Origin of the sequence: Paenibacillus solani, from assembly GCF_050475945.1 — a bacterium.
GTDB lineage: Bacteria > Bacillota > Bacilli > Paenibacillales > Paenibacillaceae > Paenibacillus_AQ > Paenibacillus_AQ solani_A.
This window is the reverse complement of record NZ_JBCMXJ010000007.1, coordinates 1-16,627: the sequence shown is the minus strand read 5'-3', so window position 1 is coordinate 16,627 and position 16,627 is coordinate 1. Positions and strand designations below refer to the sequence as shown.

General features: G+C 48.0%; 12 protein-coding genes and 1 rRNA gene. 11 read left to right on the top strand and 2 right to left on the bottom strand.

From position 1 onward, the window contains the following. The first annotated feature begins 122 nt into the window (after positions 1-122). Together ABEQ74_RS08235 and gntK are read left to right on the top strand one after the other, a co-directional pair. On the top strand, positions 123-1,484 hold the full coding sequence (locus ABEQ74_RS08235; RefSeq protein WP_430121342.1) for a GntP family permease: 1,362 nt from the start codon (positions 123-125) through the stop codon (positions 1,482-1,484). A 101-nt stretch (positions 1,485-1,585) separates the two neighbouring features. After that, positions 1,586-3,115, top strand: coding sequence for a gluconokinase (gntK, locus tag ABEQ74_RS08230; protein ID WP_430122139.1), 1,530 nt, complete (start codon positions 1,586-1,588; stop codon positions 3,113-3,115). Positions 3,116-3,192: 77 nt separating this feature from the next. Here gntK and ABEQ74_RS08225 read toward each other — a convergent pair whose 3' ends face one another. Further along, positions 3,193-3,930, bottom strand: coding sequence for a hypothetical protein (locus ABEQ74_RS08225; protein WP_430121340.1), 738 nt, complete (start codon positions 3,928-3,930; stop codon positions 3,193-3,195). Positions 3,931-4,758: 828 nt separating this feature from the next. Here ABEQ74_RS08225 and dnaA point away from each other — a divergent pair. From dnaA to gyrB, 6 genes are all read left to right on the top strand, one after another. Further along, a complete protein-coding gene (gene dnaA / locus ABEQ74_RS08220) occupies positions 4,759-6,105 on the top strand; it encodes a chromosomal replication initiator protein DnaA (RefSeq protein WP_053490739.1) in 1,347 nt (448 codons plus the stop codon). A gap of 202 nt (positions 6,106-6,307) precedes the next feature. Beyond that, entirely contained in the window at positions 6,308-7,450 is a 1,143-nt protein-coding gene (gene dnaN / locus ABEQ74_RS08215; RefSeq protein ID WP_430121338.1) for a DNA polymerase III subunit beta, read from the top strand. 38 nt (positions 7,451-7,488) lie between these two features. Beyond that, on the top strand, positions 7,489-7,704 hold the full coding sequence (gene yaaA / locus ABEQ74_RS08210; protein ID WP_076326305.1) for a S4 domain-containing protein YaaA: 216 nt from the start codon (positions 7,489-7,491) through the stop codon (positions 7,702-7,704). A 56-nt stretch (positions 7,705-7,760) separates the two neighbouring features. After that, a complete protein-coding gene (gene recF, locus ABEQ74_RS08205; protein ID WP_430121335.1) occupies positions 7,761-8,873 on the top strand; it encodes a DNA replication/repair protein RecF in 1,113 nt (370 codons plus the stop codon). A gap of 14 nt (positions 8,874-8,887) precedes the next feature. Continuing rightward, the gene (gene remB / locus ABEQ74_RS08200; RefSeq protein ID WP_430121333.1) at positions 8,888-9,139 is read left to right on the top strand and encodes an extracellular matrix regulator RemB; all 252 of its coding nucleotides are present in this window, start codon (positions 8,888-8,890) and stop codon (positions 9,137-9,139) included. 27 nt (positions 9,140-9,166) lie between these two features. Continuing rightward, a complete protein-coding gene (gene gyrB, locus ABEQ74_RS08195) occupies positions 9,167-11,077 on the top strand; it encodes a DNA topoisomerase (ATP-hydrolyzing) subunit B (protein WP_430121331.1) in 1,911 nt (636 codons plus the stop codon). 131 nt (positions 11,078-11,208) lie between these two features. Here the strand turns inward: gyrB and ABEQ74_RS08190 are convergent, their stop codons facing one another. Beyond that, positions 11,209-12,021 carry a YheC/YheD family protein gene (locus ABEQ74_RS08190; protein ID WP_430121329.1) on the bottom strand — a complete coding sequence of 271 codons (813 nt, stop codon included), beginning with the start codon at positions 12,019-12,021 and terminating at the stop codon, positions 11,209-11,211. Between the two features lie 408 nt (positions 12,022-12,429). Between ABEQ74_RS08190 and gyrA the strand changes: the two genes are divergently transcribed. The 3 genes from gyrA to ABEQ74_RS08175 form a co-directional block, all read left to right on the top strand. Then, complete coding sequence (gene gyrA / locus ABEQ74_RS08185) at positions 12,430-14,940, top strand: DNA gyrase subunit A (protein ID WP_430121327.1); 2,511 nt, start codon at positions 12,430-12,432, stop codon at positions 14,938-14,940. A 172-nt stretch (positions 14,941-15,112) separates the two neighbouring features. Beyond that, entirely contained in the window at positions 15,113-16,225 is a 1,113-nt protein-coding gene (locus ABEQ74_RS08180) for an HD-GYP domain-containing protein (protein WP_430121325.1), read from the top strand. Between the two features lie 297 nt (positions 16,226-16,522). Beyond that, positions 16,523-16,627, top strand: a 16S ribosomal RNA gene (locus ABEQ74_RS08175); the annotation flags it as partial.

Here is a 16,627-nt window from a genome sequence, read left to right as displayed (position 1 = left end):
TAAGTTGTCGACAAGTATACTATGAAATTCGCTTTTGTTTTGGGCATACTACCGCAGAACAGCAGATATTTACCATTCTCCCCACACAAAAACGGGTACATGTATAGGAGGAAGCTACACATATGAATTCATTATTCGGTCTCAGTCCTAATGCAACTTTAATGATCTGGACCCTGCTGACGATCGTTTTCCTGATCGTACTGATATCTAAATATAAATGGAATCCTTTCGTAACCCTGTTGATCTCTGCGCTGATCCTTGGTCTGTTGACAGGCATGCAGCCCGCAGATGTTATCACTTCCATTACTACCGGCTTGGGTGGAACACTTGGAACGATAGCCATCGTAATCGCTCTGGGAACCATGCTCGGAAAAATGATGGCCGAATCAGGCGGAGCTGAGCAGATTGCCACAACTCTTGTTGATCGCTTTGGCGAGAAGCGCGTCCACTGGGCGATGATGATTGTCGGCTTTATTGTCGGCATTCCCGTATTTTTCGAGGTTGGCGTCATCCTGTTGATTCCTATCGTATTTACCGTCGCCCGCAAAACCAAGATGTCTCTACTGCACATCGGCATTCCTATTCTGGCTGGATTGTCTACCGTGCACGGATTAGTGCCACCGCATCCCGCTCCGATGATTGCCATCGAAGCTTATGATGCAAATCTGGGCAAGACTCTGTTCTACTCGTTCCTGATTGGGATTCCCGCTGCGATACTAGCTGGCCCCGTGTTCGGTAAATTCATCGGTAAGCGTATCAAAACCGAGCCGCCTGAGGAACTAGCTGAACAGTTCTCCAGCAAAGCCGAGCGTGGATTGCCCGGCTTCGGCATCACACTGTTTACGATCTTGCTGCCCGTCATCTTGATGCTCATTGGATCTGCAGCGGATATCATTGATCCCGAATCCACCAGCCCGTTGTCGGTGTTCTGCAAGTTCATCGGCCATGAAATTATTGCTCTGCTCATTGCTGCGGTCTTCTCCTTCTTCTCGCTGGGATTTGCCCGCGGTTTCAATAAACATGATATCTCTCGCTTCACCAGTGAATGTCTCGCTCCAATTGCTACGATCGTACTGATCATCGGGGCAGGCGGTGCATTCAAACAGGTTCTCATCAACAGCGGCGTAGGGAATGCGATTGCCGAAATCGCCACTGGTGCCCATATTAACGTGATCCTGTTTGCATGGCTTGTCGCTGCGCTAATTCGGGTCGCAACAGGCTCTGCAACCGTAGCAATGACCACCGCGGCAGGTATTGTCGCTCCTGTACTGGCCATGACGCCAGGCGCTAATGTAGAGCTGGTCGTACTCGCTACCGGCGCAGGCTCCATCGTTTTGTCTCATGTCAACGATGCCGGCTTCTGGATGGTTAAGGAATTTTTTAATATGAGCGTAGCCCAAACACTGAAATCATGGACTGTGCTGGAGACACTCCTGTCCGTAACCGGACTGGTGTTGGCTCTGGTTCTGAACGTAATTGTATAATATAGCCATAGGACACATGAAGGCCCCCGAAAGTTGACCTTGTCAGCAACCGGGTGCCTTTACGTAGAAAGAAGGTAGGTCTCTTGAGTACACAAAATTATATGATCGGTGTGGATATCGGAACCACAAGCACCAAGGCGGTGCTGTTTAAAGAGAATGGCGAGGTTGTAGCCAAAGCGGGCGGGGAATACCCCCTCCTTACCCCTACTCCCTCTACGGCTGAACAAGATCCCGAGCAGATCTTTCAGACCGTCATTGCCTCGGTCCAAGGGGTCATGGTGGAGAGCGGAATTGATCCGGCTCAAGTGCTGTTCGTTTCATTCAGCGCGGCCATGCACAGCGTCATTGCTGTAGACAGCAGCGGCATCCCACTGACTCGCTGTATTACCTGGGCGGACAACCGCAGTGCGGCATGGTCTGCCAAGCTCAAAAAGGAACTCGGCGGCATGGAATTGTATCTCCGAACCGGAACCCCGATTCATCCGATGTCACCTGTTACCAAGCTGATGTGGATGCGTCATGAGCTGCCGTCTGTATTTCAACAAACAGCCAAGTTCATTTCCATCAAAGAATATGTCTATTTCAAGCTGTTCGGCACCTATGTTGTAGACCATTCCATTGCCTCCAGCACTGGAATGATGAACCTTAACACACTGGCATGGGATCCACAGGCGCTGGAGCTTGCCGGCATCACCGAGGACCATCTATCGACCATTGTGCCCACTACGCATATCATGGAAGGGTTAAAAAGCGAATATGCCGCGGCCATGGGACTCTCCGCCTCGACGCCATTCGTGCTTGGGGCTGCCGACGGCGTTCTCTCCAATCTCGGAGTGAACGCTATAAAGCCGGGCGTCGTTGCCGCTACGATCGGTACGAGCGGCGCGATCCGTACGGTCGTCGACAAGCCGATGACCGATCCGAAAGGCCGCATTTTCTGCTACGCGTTAACCGAGAAACACTGGGTCATCGGCGGGGCCGTCAACAACGGCGGTATGATTTTCCGCTGGGTTCGCGATGAATTTGCCGCTTCCGAGATTGAAACGGCCAAGCGGCTTGGAATCAATCCTTATGATGTCCTGACCAAAATTGCGGACCGTATTCCGCCAGGCTCGAACGGCCTTCTATTCCATCCGTACCTGACCGGAGAACGTGCGCCGCTGTGGGATCCAAATGCCCGCGGATCGTTCTTTGGGTTGACCCTCAACCATAAAAAAGAGCATATGATCCGCTCGGTATTAGAGGGCGTGATCTTTAATATGTATACCGTATTGCTGGCGATGGAGGAACAGATCGGCCGACCGGCCAAAATCCACGCCACTGGCGGCTTCGCCCGTTCTCCGATTTGGCGACAGATGATGGCGGATATTTTTGACCAGCAGGTAATCGTTCCCGAGAGCTATGAGAGCTCTTGCCTAGGCGCTGTTGTACTGGGATTGTATGCCACTGGCAGAGCGGAATCGCTCGACATTGTCGAAACAATGGTCGGCGGAACCTATGAACACCATCCGGTAGAGGAAAGCGCGGATATTTATAAAGCACTGCTGCCTATTTTCATCCGCATCTCAAGAAAGCTGGAAGAGGATTATGAAGCCATTACCGCTTTCCAGCAGCGTTTTGAGCAATCGTAAACTTACTATAGAAGAAAACAGTAGAGAAAATCCCGTTTTCGATGGATCCGATCCACGGCGAAAACGGGCTTTTTTTGTTATAGTGCATGCGCAAAAAATATCCACAGCGAGAATCCCATACCGAATATCCCCCCTACTTTGCACATAAAGAAGTAGAAATCGCTGGGCTCTGGATTATCAATCATCAGATTCGAGGGCAACATATGAAACATAAAACGCTGGAAAGGCTCATATTTGAAAAAGCACCCGTTCATGATCCCGATCCCAAGTGCCAACAGGAAGAATCCAATACTGCCGTTTGGAACATGAAACCACGCATCGGCTGCCTGAACAAGCTCTGAGGGATCATAACGAGGTTCCGCTGGATCGGAGCGGCCATCTTGTCCTATACCCCCGCTGCTGAATCTGAAGCCGGGAAGCACCATTTCCCCCTTCTCATCATAAGTGAGAAATTCCCGGTCCCCAAACGGCTTTACAAGGTAGGTCTTGCCTTCAGGAAAAATGACTTCATATGAAGACCGCTGCCCTGAATCGACTCCACGTGGCCGAATGTCAAACACTTCACCAGAAATCACAATGCGCTTAACGTCTTCCCCAGTCTGAACATAAATGGGCTCTCCGCGGTTAAGAAAGGCTCTGTATTCGAGCTTTCCCTGTCCGAAATCGGCATATTGGGTGTATTTTATCCCCTCCACATAGAACACTTTCTTCGAATAATAGGCTTGCGCCCAAACCGTGACCAGAACGAGTACGGCAATCAGTGCGAACAGCCCCCCTATGGTTTTCCATGACAAGGCCTTCCCTTCTGTCCTCATCCACCATTCCCCCGTTCCGAGTTTTCTTATAATACGGACCCGTTCTAGGAAGGTTGCAGCTCAGGCATACCGGTTATGCCTTGAATTCATTATTCGGTCTCAGTCCTAATACGACTTTAATGATCGATCTAGACCCTGCTGACAATCATTTTCCTGATCGTACTGATATCTAAGTATGACCTCTTATTAACATCTTCTTCATCGTGAGCCCTGCTCCACCATGCGTGGTTCAGCTTATTTGGATGGCTGGTGGGCCGTATGGGGTTGCGAGGAAGGAAAATTGAATAAGGTTCGGCCGGTAACATTGCATCCAAAAAAGTCCTCCATTTGGAAGCCGACCGGCTCCAAAGGAGAACTATCCACAGCTCATATTTAGCTTCAGCCGAAGAATCGGCTGCTAGAACATTCAACCAGAAGTTATGAACAGCTGGTGAGAGAAGAAAATTCTGCTGGCGAATCGGACAACCTGTGAATAGTTTTTCTCGTAATAAGACCGATGATGTCGAATGTCGAACAAATTATAAACAATATCTAGTGGTGTGAATAATAATTATGCACAACGTATTGAATTTGTGGATAAATTAGCGACATACATTGAAAATAAGGCCTTCTTTTGCTATGATGATATTACTTTTGGTTGTGAATATGTGAATGATGTTATAAAATTATCAACAGGCTGTGGATAAAGTTGTGAACAATTTCAATTTATCCATATTTTTTTGTTTCCACGGGCGTGAGTTCTGGGGATAATTTAGACACCATTCATTTTTTTTCGACATTCCACACATGGCTCTAGCCACATTTGGAAGATTTAAAGGAGTGACAGTTTTGGAAAGCCATACTTCCGAATTATGGCAAGAAATTTTATCGATCATACAAACCAAGCTGAGTAAACCGAGTTTTGACACTTGGTTCAAAGCTACCAAGGCATTGACCATCAACGATCACTCCGTCGTCATTTCCGCACCGACCACGTTTGCTGTGGAATGGCTGGAGAGCCGATACACCAAGCTGGTTAGCGCAACGGTATTGGAAGTGGTGGGCAAGCAGGTTGATGTTCGCTTCGTGATTGAGGAGGCGAAAGGACAAGAACCTGCTCCGCAGCAGCCATCGCCGCCGCTTGAAATATCCGGGGAAGAAATTCAATCCCATATGCTGAATCCCAAGTACACGTTCGACACGTTTGTCATCGGTTCAGGCAACCGTTTTGCCCATGCCGCCTCACTCGCTGTCGCTGAAGCACCAGCTAAAGCGTATAACCCATTATTCTTATATGGTGGAGTAGGGCTTGGAAAAACGCACTTGATGCATGCCATCGGTCATTACATTTTAGAGCACAATCCCAGCAGCAAAGTCGTGTACATTTCCTCCGAGAAATTCACCAACGAGTTCATTAATTCGATCCGGGACAACCGCGCTGAAAGCTTCCGCAACAAGTACCGCAGCGTCGATATTCTGCTGATTGACGATATTCAGTTCTTGGCAGGCAAGGAGTCAACGCAGGAAGAGTTCTTCCATACGTTTAATGCCCTGCACGAAGAACGAAAGCAGATTATTATTTCCAGTGACCGTCCTCCTAAGGAGATACCAACGCTGGAAGAACGGCTGCGTTCCCGGTTCGAATGGGGTTTGATCACCGATATTCAACCGCCGGATCTGGAGACAAGGATCGCCATCCTTCGCAAGAAGGCCAAGGCCGAGAATCTCGATATCCCGAACGAAGCCATGATGTATATCGCCAATCAGATCGATACGAATATTCGTGAGCTCGAAGGTGCCCTTATCCGTGTCGTCGCTTATTCCTCCCTGACCAATCAGGACGTTACAACACATTTGGCAGCCGAAGCCCTGAAGGATATCATCCCGTCCAGCCGGCCGAGAATTATTACGATTCAGGATATCCAGCAGAAAGTCGGCGAGTATTACAATCTGAGATTGGAAGACTTCAAAGCCCGCAAACGGACCAAGGCCGTCGCGTTTCCGCGGCAAATTGCCATGTATTTATCCCGCGAATTAACCGATTACTCCCTGCCCAAGATCGGAGAGGCATTCGGAGGCCGGGATCATACTACGGTCATTCATGCTCATGAGAAGATTACCCAATCTCTGAAAAATGACCAAGAGCTTTTCAAAGTGGTCAATAATCTTACAGAGAAAATCAAAAATCCAACCTGAACAAGTTCAAAGCCTATGCACAATCTATACACATGTGGATAGGCTTAATTTTATGCCTTTTCAGGGGCTTATCCACATATTCAGTGCCCCTATTACTATTACTATAAATAATTAATAAGTAATTTAACCATAAAGAGGGGCATTCTCTTGGCTTTCGCCAAGTTGAAATAACCCTCTCATTTTTCCGTAAGGAGTGACATTGATGAAAATCAGCATATTAAAAAATGTATTAAACGAATCCATCCAACACGTATCGAAGGCGATCTCCAGTCGAACAACAATTCCGATCCTCAGCGGCATTAAACTGGATGTCACCTATTCAGGTGTCACCTTAACAGCCAGCGATACCGATATTTCCATTCAATCGTTTATTCCTGCGGAAGATGAGAAGCATACCATTGTTCAGGTAGAACAGCCTGGCAGTGTTGTCCTTCCGGCGAAGTTTTTCGTTGAAATCATCAAGAAGCTCCCTTCCCAAGAAATCCAGATGGAGGTTAAAGAGAACTTCCAGACCTTTATTTCTTCAGGAGCTACGGAAATCCAAATGGTTGGCTTGGATCCCGAAGAATTCCCGGTGCTGCCGAATATCGAAGATAGCCAAACCGTTTCCTTACCGGGAGATCTGCTGAAGAACATGATCAAGCAAACGGTGTTCTCCATCTCCACTCATGAAACAACACCTATACTGACAGGAGTTTTGTGGAGTCTGAACGACAATGAACTGAAATTTACCGCTACGGACCGCCATCGTCTGGCTACCCGCTCTGCGCAGATTGACAATACGCAGGATGTCTCGTTTAACAATGTGGTTATTGCCGGTAAAACGCTGAATGAGCTCAGCAAAATCATTCCGGACCAAAATACGCTTGTTGATATCGTTGTTGCCGATAATCAGGTATTATTTAAAATCGATCGTGTTCTGTTCTATTCCCGTATATTGGACGGCATTTATCCCGATACTTCTAGAATTATTCCAACAACGCATAAAACAGAACTTGTTTTGGACACAAAAAAATTAAGCGAGTCGATCGACCGCGCCTATTTGCTCTCCAAGGAGGAGAAAACGAATATTGTTCTCCTGCAAACGATGGAGCATGGCGGCATCGAGATCTCTTCCAGCTCTTCCGAGCTTGGTAAAGTGCGCGAAGAATTGGATCTGGTTGATTTCAAAGGAGAGCCGCTGCGTATCTCGTTTAACTCGAAATATATGCTGGATGTGCTGAAGGTGGTTGAAAGTGAACAGCTGATGATTGCATTCATGGGCGTCATGAGCCCGATCATTCTGAAACCGCTCGACGACAGCAAGAGCCAATATATTATTCTGCCGTATCGTACGGCCAATTAAAGTTATCCCCATGTTGATAGGGATGAAAGGATGAAGTCATGAAACAAATATTTATCCACAGTGAATATATCAAGCTGGATCAGTTCTTGAAGCTTTCAGATTGCGTATCCACAGGTGGAATGGCGAAGGCACTGCTGCAAGAAGGAGCCGTTCTGGTCAATGATGAGAAGGAAGAGCGTCGGGGACGCAAGCTGGTTCCTGGTGATATCGTGAAGGTGGAGGACTGCGGGACATTTCAGGTAGCAGCCCAATAGACAGCCTCCCGCAGCCGCTTTGGCGCTAAGCGCGGAAGACGAGGGAGAGGATAAGCTTGTTTGTCAAAAATGTCAGTCTGCAGCATTACCGAAACTATGAAAATCTGCAGCTTGAGTCGTTTGGCGATGTTAATTTGATTATTGGACGCAATGCCCAGGGCAAGACGAATCTGATGGAGGCGCTCTTTGTGCTCGCCTTAACGAAGAGCCACCGGACCTCCAAGGATCGCGAATTGATTGGCTTCGATCGGTCCAGTGCCTATATATCAGCTGAGGTCGATCGCAAGTACGGTGCCTTAAAGCTGGAGCTGAGTTTGTCTCAACAGGGGAAGAAGGCTAAAATCAATGGACTTGAGCAGCGTAAACTTAGCGATTTTATCGGTTCGCTCAATGTCGTGATGTTTGCGCCTGAGGATCTGGAGATTGTCAAAGGAACGCCGGGGGTTCGCCGCCGGTTCCTTGACATGGAGATCGGGCAGGTAGCGCCAAGCTACCTGTTTCACCTGCAGCAATACCAGAAGGTGCTTGTGCAGCGCAACAATCTGCTGAAGCAGCTATGGGGAAAAGACAGCGCGGAGTTAGCGATGCTGGACATATGGAACAGCCAATTGGTAGAGCATGGTGTTAAAATCGTCAAGAAGAGGAAACAATTTATAAAAAAACTGCAAAAGTGGGCTGAAGGCATCCATCAGGGGATCACCAATGGCCTGGAACAGCTCTCTTTACATTACCTTCCGTCCTTTGCGGAAGCGGAGGAAGAAGATGAAGCTGTCTTATTTGAGACATTTATGATAAAATTATCACAAATGAAAGAGCAAGAAATACGGCGTGGTATGACATTGGCAGGTCCTCATCGAGATGATCTGGCTTTTTATATTAATGGCAAAGAAGTCCAAACGTATGGGTCCCAAGGTCAGCAGCGGACAACGGCGCTATCTTTGAAACTGGCTGAAATCGAGCTGATACAGGAAGAGATCGGTGAATATCCGGTGCTGCTTCTGGATGATGTGCTCTCTGAATTGGATCCGTACCGGCAGACACAGTTGATCGAAACATTCCAGAGCAAAGTGCAGACATTCATCACGGCGACGGGCATTGAGAGTTTGAATACCGACAAATTGAAGGGTGCCAGCATTTTTCATGTCCATGACGGACAGGTGGGCTCTTAAGGAGTGAATCCATAATGTATATACACTTGGGCGGAGAAAAGATCATCCGTTCATCAGAGCTGGTAGGGATTTTCGATATTTCGATTGAGAAGTCTTCAAAAATCTCCAAGCAGTTCGTCACGCATGCCCTGCAGCATAAAGTCGTGGAGTTGATAGGGGAAGAGGATCCCAAATCTATCGTGGTGACAAAATCGATCGTGTATTATTCTCCAATCTCCTCTGCAACGCTTAAGAAACGAGCAAATCATTTTGTAGCTCAGGCATAAACAGAATCTGTAGAAGTAGGTGAACGCATGTCTATGAATCAACCGGCATATGATGAGAATCAGATTCAGGTACTGGAAGGATTGGAAGCCGTTCGTAAGCGTCCGGGGATGTACATCGGATCTACCAGTGCCAAGGGTCTGCATCATTTGGTATGGGAAGTTGTGGACAATAGTATTGACGAAGCGATGGCGGGAATATGCGACCATATTGAGATCGTTGTCCATAAGGATAACAGTATAACCGTTGTCGATAACGGTCGTGGAATACCGGTAGGCGAGAACACCAAGCTGAAGAAATCGACGCTGGAAGTCGTTATGACCGTTCTGCATGCCGGCGGTAAATTCGGCGGCGGCGGGTATAAAGTATCCGGTGGTCTGCATGGTGTCGGCGTTTCGGTTGTGAATGCACTGTCTGCTAAAGTAGTAGTTCAAGTCCGTCGTGACGGACATATTTATCAACAGGAGTATCACCGTGGTGTTCCTCAGTATGACATCAAAATCATCGGCGATTCCGATGATCATGGAACAACGGTAACCTTCCTGCCCGATCCGGAAATTTTCACGGAAACGACAGAGTATGATTACACCACGCTGCTTACGCGGATCCGTGAGCTGGCGTTTCTAAACAAGGGCATAGCCCTTACATTGACCGATGAACGTACAGGAGCCTCCGACTATTTCAAATACGAGGGCGGCATCATCGAATACGTTAAGTTCCTGAATGAGAAGAAGGAAGCTTTGCATGAAGACCCGATCTATGTCGAGGGTTCCCGCGATAATATTCAGGTTGAAGTATCGCTTCAGTATAACGACAGCTATACCGAGAATATCTATTCCTTTGCCAATAATATCAACACGCATGAAGGCGGAACGCATGAATCCGGCTTTAAGAGTGCGCTCACTCGGATTATTAACGACTATGCCCGTAAAACGGGAATGATCAAAGATAATAGTAGCAATCTGTCGGGTGACGATGTGCGTGAAGGCTTGACGGCCATTATCTCCGTTAAGGTACCAGAGCCGCAGTTTGAAGGCCAGACCAAAACCAAGCTCGGAAACAGTGAAGTGCGCGGCATCGTGGAATCCTTGTTTGCTGAGAAGCTGCAGGAATTCCTGCAGGAGAATCCATCAGTTTCTCGCCGCATCCTGGAGAAAGCACTCCAGGCGTCGCGTGCTCGTGAAGCTGCGCGTAAAGCCCGCGAGATGACGCGCCGGAAGAGCGCGCTTGAAGTCAGCGCTCTGCCAGGTAAACTGGCGGATTGCTCCTCCAAGGATGCCTCCATCAGTGAATTGTACATCGTCGAAGGTGACTCTGCTGGCGGTTCTGCCAAGCAGGGACGCGACCGGCATTTCCAGGCTATTTTGCCGCTTAGAGGTAAGATCCTCAACGTGGAGAAGGCACGGCTTGACCGTATTCTCTCCAACGCGGAGATCCGGGCGATCATTACAGCTTTGGGTACAGGGATAGCCGAAGATTTCGACTTGTCCAAAGCACGGTATCACAAAATCATCATCATGACCGATGCCGATGTGGATGGTGCACATATTCGGACCTTGCTGCTGACGTTCTTCTATCGTTACATGCGCAAGTTGGTAGAAGCGGGATATATCTATATCGCTCAGCCGCCGCTCTTTAAGATCGAGCGCAATAAAGTGGTCCGTTATGCAGGCAGTGAGAGAGAGCGCGATGAGATCATCAAGGAATTCGGTGAGAACGTCAAAATCAATGTACAGCGCTACAAAGGTCTTGGCGAGATGAATGCTGGGCAATTGTGGGAGACGACCATGGATCCGGAGAGCCGGACCATGCTTCAAGTGACGATTGAAGACGCCATCCTGGCAGATACGTTATTTGATACCCTCATGGGTGACAATGTAGAGCCAAGACGTGATTTTATTCAAGAGCATGCGAAGACGGTCCGCAATTTGGATGTGTAATCAATTCGAGTAAAGCCAAGCAGGGAGCATTCCTAGGCCTGAGAAGGCCTCAGGGATGCCCCTTTATTTTTTTGCGGCAAATGCAGGGTGTGGGCTTCACCTCGATTGAGAGGAAGACAGCTCATGGCTGGTTAACCCGTTTTCTTGGCTTTTTTCTTACTCGACAAATTGCGTCCATAGGCAGAAGCATATTTTTTCACCTGTTTATAGATGCTGGGATCTTTGAAGAATTTCTTGAATGGAAATAAGGCAGGCTTGGTATTTACCTCTAGGATCCAAATACTCCAGCGTTCATCAATGGCTACATCCAAGCCGATTTCTTTCAGATTGGGATATGACTTTTGTAGCTGGGATGCAACATTTACTCCTAGCGTATTCAATTCTTTACGGATGTTTTCGGCTTCCTGTGCTGTCATATGCTCAAGCATGAGCGGTTTATAGTGCTTAACTGTGCCGCCGCTGTGATGATTCGTAATAATTTTATTTTTGGCTGCGACCCGGCCAATAATGCCTGTGCTCACCCACTGACCGGAGGGGCTCTTCTGAGTTAGTACCCGAAGATCAAAGGGATGACCCTTATAATGCAGCAGATTAATGCCTTGCTGGATCAGATATTGCTGATTCTGGAATAATGTGCTCAGTGTTTTATGGAGGCTCTCAACTGAGGTAAACACTCGGGTCTCTTGCTCATAACGAAGTTTGTAGGAAGCAGCAGGGGTCTCCGTCGGATCGGTAGTTGGAGGATGGAACTGCTCGACCGACATAACGCCGATGCCGTAGGTCCCTCGATCAGGCTTAATATACACAAGCGTATAGGTACTAAGCATGTCTTGCAGCGCTTCAAACGTATACTCACGGGTTGGAGGAACATAAGAGGCGAGGCCTTTATTTTTCAGCAAAATTTTCGTTTTCGCCCATTTGCTTGCAACGCGTTGGATAGTCAACCATTTTCATCCTTTCCAGCGGTATGATGGGAATGACAGGGCGATGCCTGTCTCGTAACATCAATCCATGAGGTTCCGGTGGATTCGAAAGATTCGGTACACCCTGATAGCGGAGGCTGTGCCCCGAAAACATAGGACAAGTATGACAAACAGTGGTATAATATAAAGATGTGATGATACGAAAAACTCTTGCAATGCATTGTATGTGAAAAGGGGCACGGAGGACAGGGCGTATGTCCCGGCTTTCGGGCAAAAATCATGCTTTCACTCATTTTACGCGTGTTTAATTGTGCGCGGTTTGTGAAAGTAATATAATTAAGGTTAGTGCATTTCTAGGTTTCTGATCACTATTCTGCTTTTTTCACATAGATCAAGGCATGGTTGATAGGAAAATGAAGGAGGTCCAGCATGGCTGAAGAAAATTTCTCCCAAATCAAAGATCGGGACATTGGTACTGAGATGCGCGAATCCTTTATGGATTACGCGATGAGCATCATTGTCAGCCGGGCTTTGCCGGATGTACGGGACGGAATGAAGCCAGTACACCGTCGTATTTTATATGCGATGTCCGAACTCGGAATGGCTCCGGATAAACCGCATAAGAAATCGGCAAGAATCGTTGGCGAAGTTATCGGTAAGTACCATCCTCATGGTGATTCCGCAGTTTATGAATCCATGGTTCGGATGGCGCAGGACTTCTCCATGCGCTATATGCTTGTGGATGGACACGGAAACTTCGGCTCCATTGACGGCGATATGGCAGCGGCTATGCGGTATACCGAGGCTCGTTTATCGAAGATTGCCATGGAAATGCTGCGTGATATTAATAAAGAGACGATCGATTTTGCTCCAAACTATGACGGTGAGGAACAGGAACCGGTCGTTCTACCTGCGCGTTATCCCAACTTGCTGGTCAACGGCGTTTCCGGGATCGCGGTAGGAATGGCGACCAATATTCCGCCACACAATCTGGGTGAGGTCATTGATGGAGTTCAGGCTATGATCCGCAACCCCGACATCACACCGATGGAGCTGATGGAATATATTCAAGGACCGGATTTCCCGACAGCGGGTTATATTCTGGGACGCGAAGGCATTCGCCAGGCTTATCGTACAGGCCGTGGATCTGTCACGATGCGGGCGAAGGCAACGATTGAAGAGAACAACAATAAAGCGCGCATCGTCGTTCACGAGATTCCATATCAGGTGAACAAGGCTCGTTTGGTTGAGAAAATCGCGGAATTGGTACGCGATAAGCGGATTGACGGTATTACGGATCTTCGAGATGAGTCCGACCGTAACGGTATGCGGATTGTCATCGAACTGCGCCGGGACGTTAACCCGAATGTCGTGCTGAATAACCTGTACAAGCATACAGCTATGCAGTCTAATTTCGGTATTAATATGCTGGCTATCGTGAACAACGAGCCGAAAATATTAAATCTGCGCGACGTACTGTTCTACTATTTGGAGCATCAGGTTACCGTTATCCGTCGCCGGACCGAGTTTGAACTGAGGAAGGCAGAGGCTCGCGCTCATATTCTCGAAGGTTTGCGTGTCGCACTGGATCATCTCGATGAGGTTATTGCCCTCATTCGTGCTTCCCAGACGACAGAAGCTGCTCGCGAGGGCTTGATGGAGCGCTTCGGTCTCAGTCATGAGCAGGCACAGGCCATTCTGGATATGCGTCTGCAGCGCCTGACCGGACTCGAACGAGAGAAGATCGAGAACGAATACCAGGAGTTGCTTGCCAGAATCGCGGAACTTCGTGAAATCTTGGCTAATGAGCATCTTGTGCTGCAGATCATCAATGATGAGCTGCAAGAGATCAAGGAGCGCTTCGCGGATGAACGCCGCACCGAAATTACGGTCGGGGAAGACAGCATCCTCGATGAGGATCTGATTCCGCGTGAAGAAGTGATCATCACCATTACGCATACGGGATACATCAAGCGTCTGCCTGCGAACACCTATCGCAGCCAGAAGCGCGGTGGACGCGGCGTTGTGGGGATGGATACGAAGAGTGAAGACTTTGTCGAACATCTCTTCGTCACGAACTCACACCACTATCTCATGTTCTTTACGGACAAAGGGAAAGCGTACCGGTTGAAAGCTTATGAGATTCCAGAGCTCAGCCGTACGGCCCGAGGCACGCCGATTATCAACCTGATTCAGATTGAACAGGGTGAATCGATCAACGCCGTGATTCCGGTAGAGAATTTTGACAGCGATAATTTCCTGTTCTTTGCCACACGCCAAGGTGTCGTGAAGAAGACTCCGCTTGAGGATTATGTAAATATCCGCAAGGGTGGTCTGATTGCGATTAATCTGCGTGAGGACGATTCCCTGATCGAGGTGAAGCTGACAGATGGTCAGCAAGAGATCATCATGGGAACGGCTCAAGGCATGTCCATCCGCTTCAAGGAGAGCGATGTTCGCTCCATGGGAAGAAGCGCGACGGGGGTAAAAGGGATTACGCTGGATGATAATGATGAAGTGATCGGGATGGATGTGGTCGATCAAGAGCTCGACATCCTGATTGTAACCACGAAAGGCTATGGCAAACGGACGCCTGCTAGCGACTACCGGAGCCAGACTCGCGGCGGTAAAGGGATTAAGACCATTAATATCACCGAGAAGAATGGGCCTGTCGTGGCGCTGAAGGTCGTGAAGTCCGAAGAAGATCTGATGATCATTACGGCAAGCGGCACAATCATCCGTACGAGCATGGAAGGAATTTCTACCATGGGCCGCTATGCTCAAGGCGTCAAGCTGATCAACATCCGTGAGGATGATTCCGTAGGTACCGTGTGCCGGGCGGATAAGAGTGATGAGCCGGAAACGGATGAAGAGGAAGAAGGCCAGGAAGGCGTAGACTCAATAGAATCGTCGGAGCCAACAGAGCCAACGGAAGAGTAGAGAAGTTAAAGAGGGGCATGGATGAGGATTTTCATCCGTGCCCTATTTTTGTTTCACTCAGATTACAAATTCAGGGAAATGGTATTGTACAGGCTGACGAAGTCGAACTATAATATGTATATTACAAGGAGCTTGCTGTCTTAGTACAGCCTATAGATGGAGAGGGTTGATCATGACGATCAAAGCCGTGAATGAAATGGAGGCCGGTGTGAAGTTGGCCAAAGATGTGCGAACGTCTCTTGGAGGCCTTTTGTTCCAAAAAGGGAAGGTCTTGCTTCCGCGCGATCTGGAAGTGCTGAAAGCGTTCATGGTCGAGCATGTTACTATAGAAGTCGTTGAAGCAGACAGCACGAGAATACCGACCATAAAATCTGCCGGCGAGAAGCCATCACTTATTTTTGCAGGGAGTCAACAAGGAAGTGGAAGCGAAGAGGTCCCTGCCCGAAAAGACTTAGTCCTGCACGAAGAATACGATAAAACCATGATCTTAATTAAGAACTGTTATCAAGCTGCCATAACAGGCGAGCTTCGGATGTATGAGGTTCGTAATCAACTGAATAAATTGTTAGAGCATCAACAAGAGTATCATGTGCTTAAATTTAATCCCCGTATGACGAATCGCCACGATTATCGCTATCATAATGCAGTGCTGTGTGCTCTGTCTTCATATAAGCTGGCGCAGTGGGTGGGACTTCCGCAGAAGGATTGGATGCAGGTAGCTTTTGCCGGGCTGCTTCATGATATCGGTAATGCCAAGATCGATCCGATTCTGCTAAACAAACCTTCCAAACTGACAGAAGAAGAGAATGAAGAGGTACGTCAGCATACGACCTATGGTTATCAGATACTTAAGAATGTAGCGGCAGTCAATGAAGGCGTTCGTCTTGCGGCACTGCAGCATCATGAGAAGGTGGACGGTTCAGGGTACCCATTGCGACTGGAAGGGAACAAAATCCACATTTACGCCAAGATCGTCGCCATTACCGATATCTTTCATGCCATGACACTGGACAAGTTCTATCGCAGCGCCCAGTCTCCTTATGTGGTGTTGGAACAGATTCAGTTAGAGGCTTTTGGCAAACTGGACCCCAAGATTGTTCAGACTTTCATCCAGAAAGTGACGGCCCTCCACTCGGGTACACGGGTGCGATTAAATAACGGCACTTCAGGGGAGATTATATTTACTGACAGCCAGCATCCCACCAGGCCGATGGTGTCTGTACAAGGTGAGATCATCAATTTAATGCAGCAGCGACAACTCTATATAGAAGAAGTCATTTCTTAATTCAAAAAAGGATTGACTTAAGCTAGATAGCTGTGATATATTATTTCTTGTCGCTTCTTGGAGGCGAATATATCACAGCTTTCAATTAAAAAATAGTTTTTGAAAAATAAAGCTTGCTAAGTAATTGAGAGTGTGTTATATTATAAGAGTTGCTGATGCGAACGAGATTCGCTAGCGACGAAGAAGTTGATCTTTGAAAACTGAACAACGAGTGAGTAAAACGGACCGCTTAGGCGGGACGTTGAAATAGAGAATGAACACATTCTCGTCAGTTTTGAAATGAGCAAGTCAAACACTTTATTGGAGAGTTTGATCCTGGCTCAGGACGAACGCTGGCGGCGTGCCTAATACATGCAAGTCGAGCGGACTTGATGGAGAGCTTGCTCTCCTGAGAGTTAGCGG

Coding starts and splice junctions, on each gene's coding strand:
- ABEQ74_RS08235 (WP_430121342.1), top strand. CDS start 123: ATGAATTCATTATTCGGTCTCAGTCCTAATGCAACTTTAATGATCTGG.
- gntK (WP_430122139.1), top strand. CDS start 1,586: ATGATCGGTGTGGATATCGGAACCACAAGCACCAAGGCGGTGCTGTTT.
- ABEQ74_RS08225 (WP_430121340.1), bottom strand. CDS start 3,930: ATGAGGACAGAAGGGAAGGCCTTGTCATGGAAAACCATAGGGGGGCTG.
- dnaN (WP_430121338.1), top strand. CDS start 6,308: ATGAAAATCAGCATATTAAAAAATGTATTAAACGAATCCATCCAACAC.
- yaaA (WP_076326305.1), top strand. CDS start 7,489: ATGAAACAAATATTTATCCACAGTGAATATATCAAGCTGGATCAGTTC.
- remB (WP_430121333.1), top strand. CDS start 8,888: ATGTATATACACTTGGGCGGAGAAAAGATCATCCGTTCATCAGAGCTG.
- gyrB (WP_430121331.1), top strand. CDS start 9,167: ATGTCTATGAATCAACCGGCATATGATGAGAATCAGATTCAGGTACTG.
- gyrA (WP_430121327.1), top strand. CDS start 12,430: ATGGCTGAAGAAAATTTCTCCCAAATCAAAGATCGGGACATTGGTACT.
- ABEQ74_RS08180 (WP_430121325.1), top strand. CDS start 15,113: ATGACGATCAAAGCCGTGAATGAAATGGAGGCCGGTGTGAAGTTGGCC.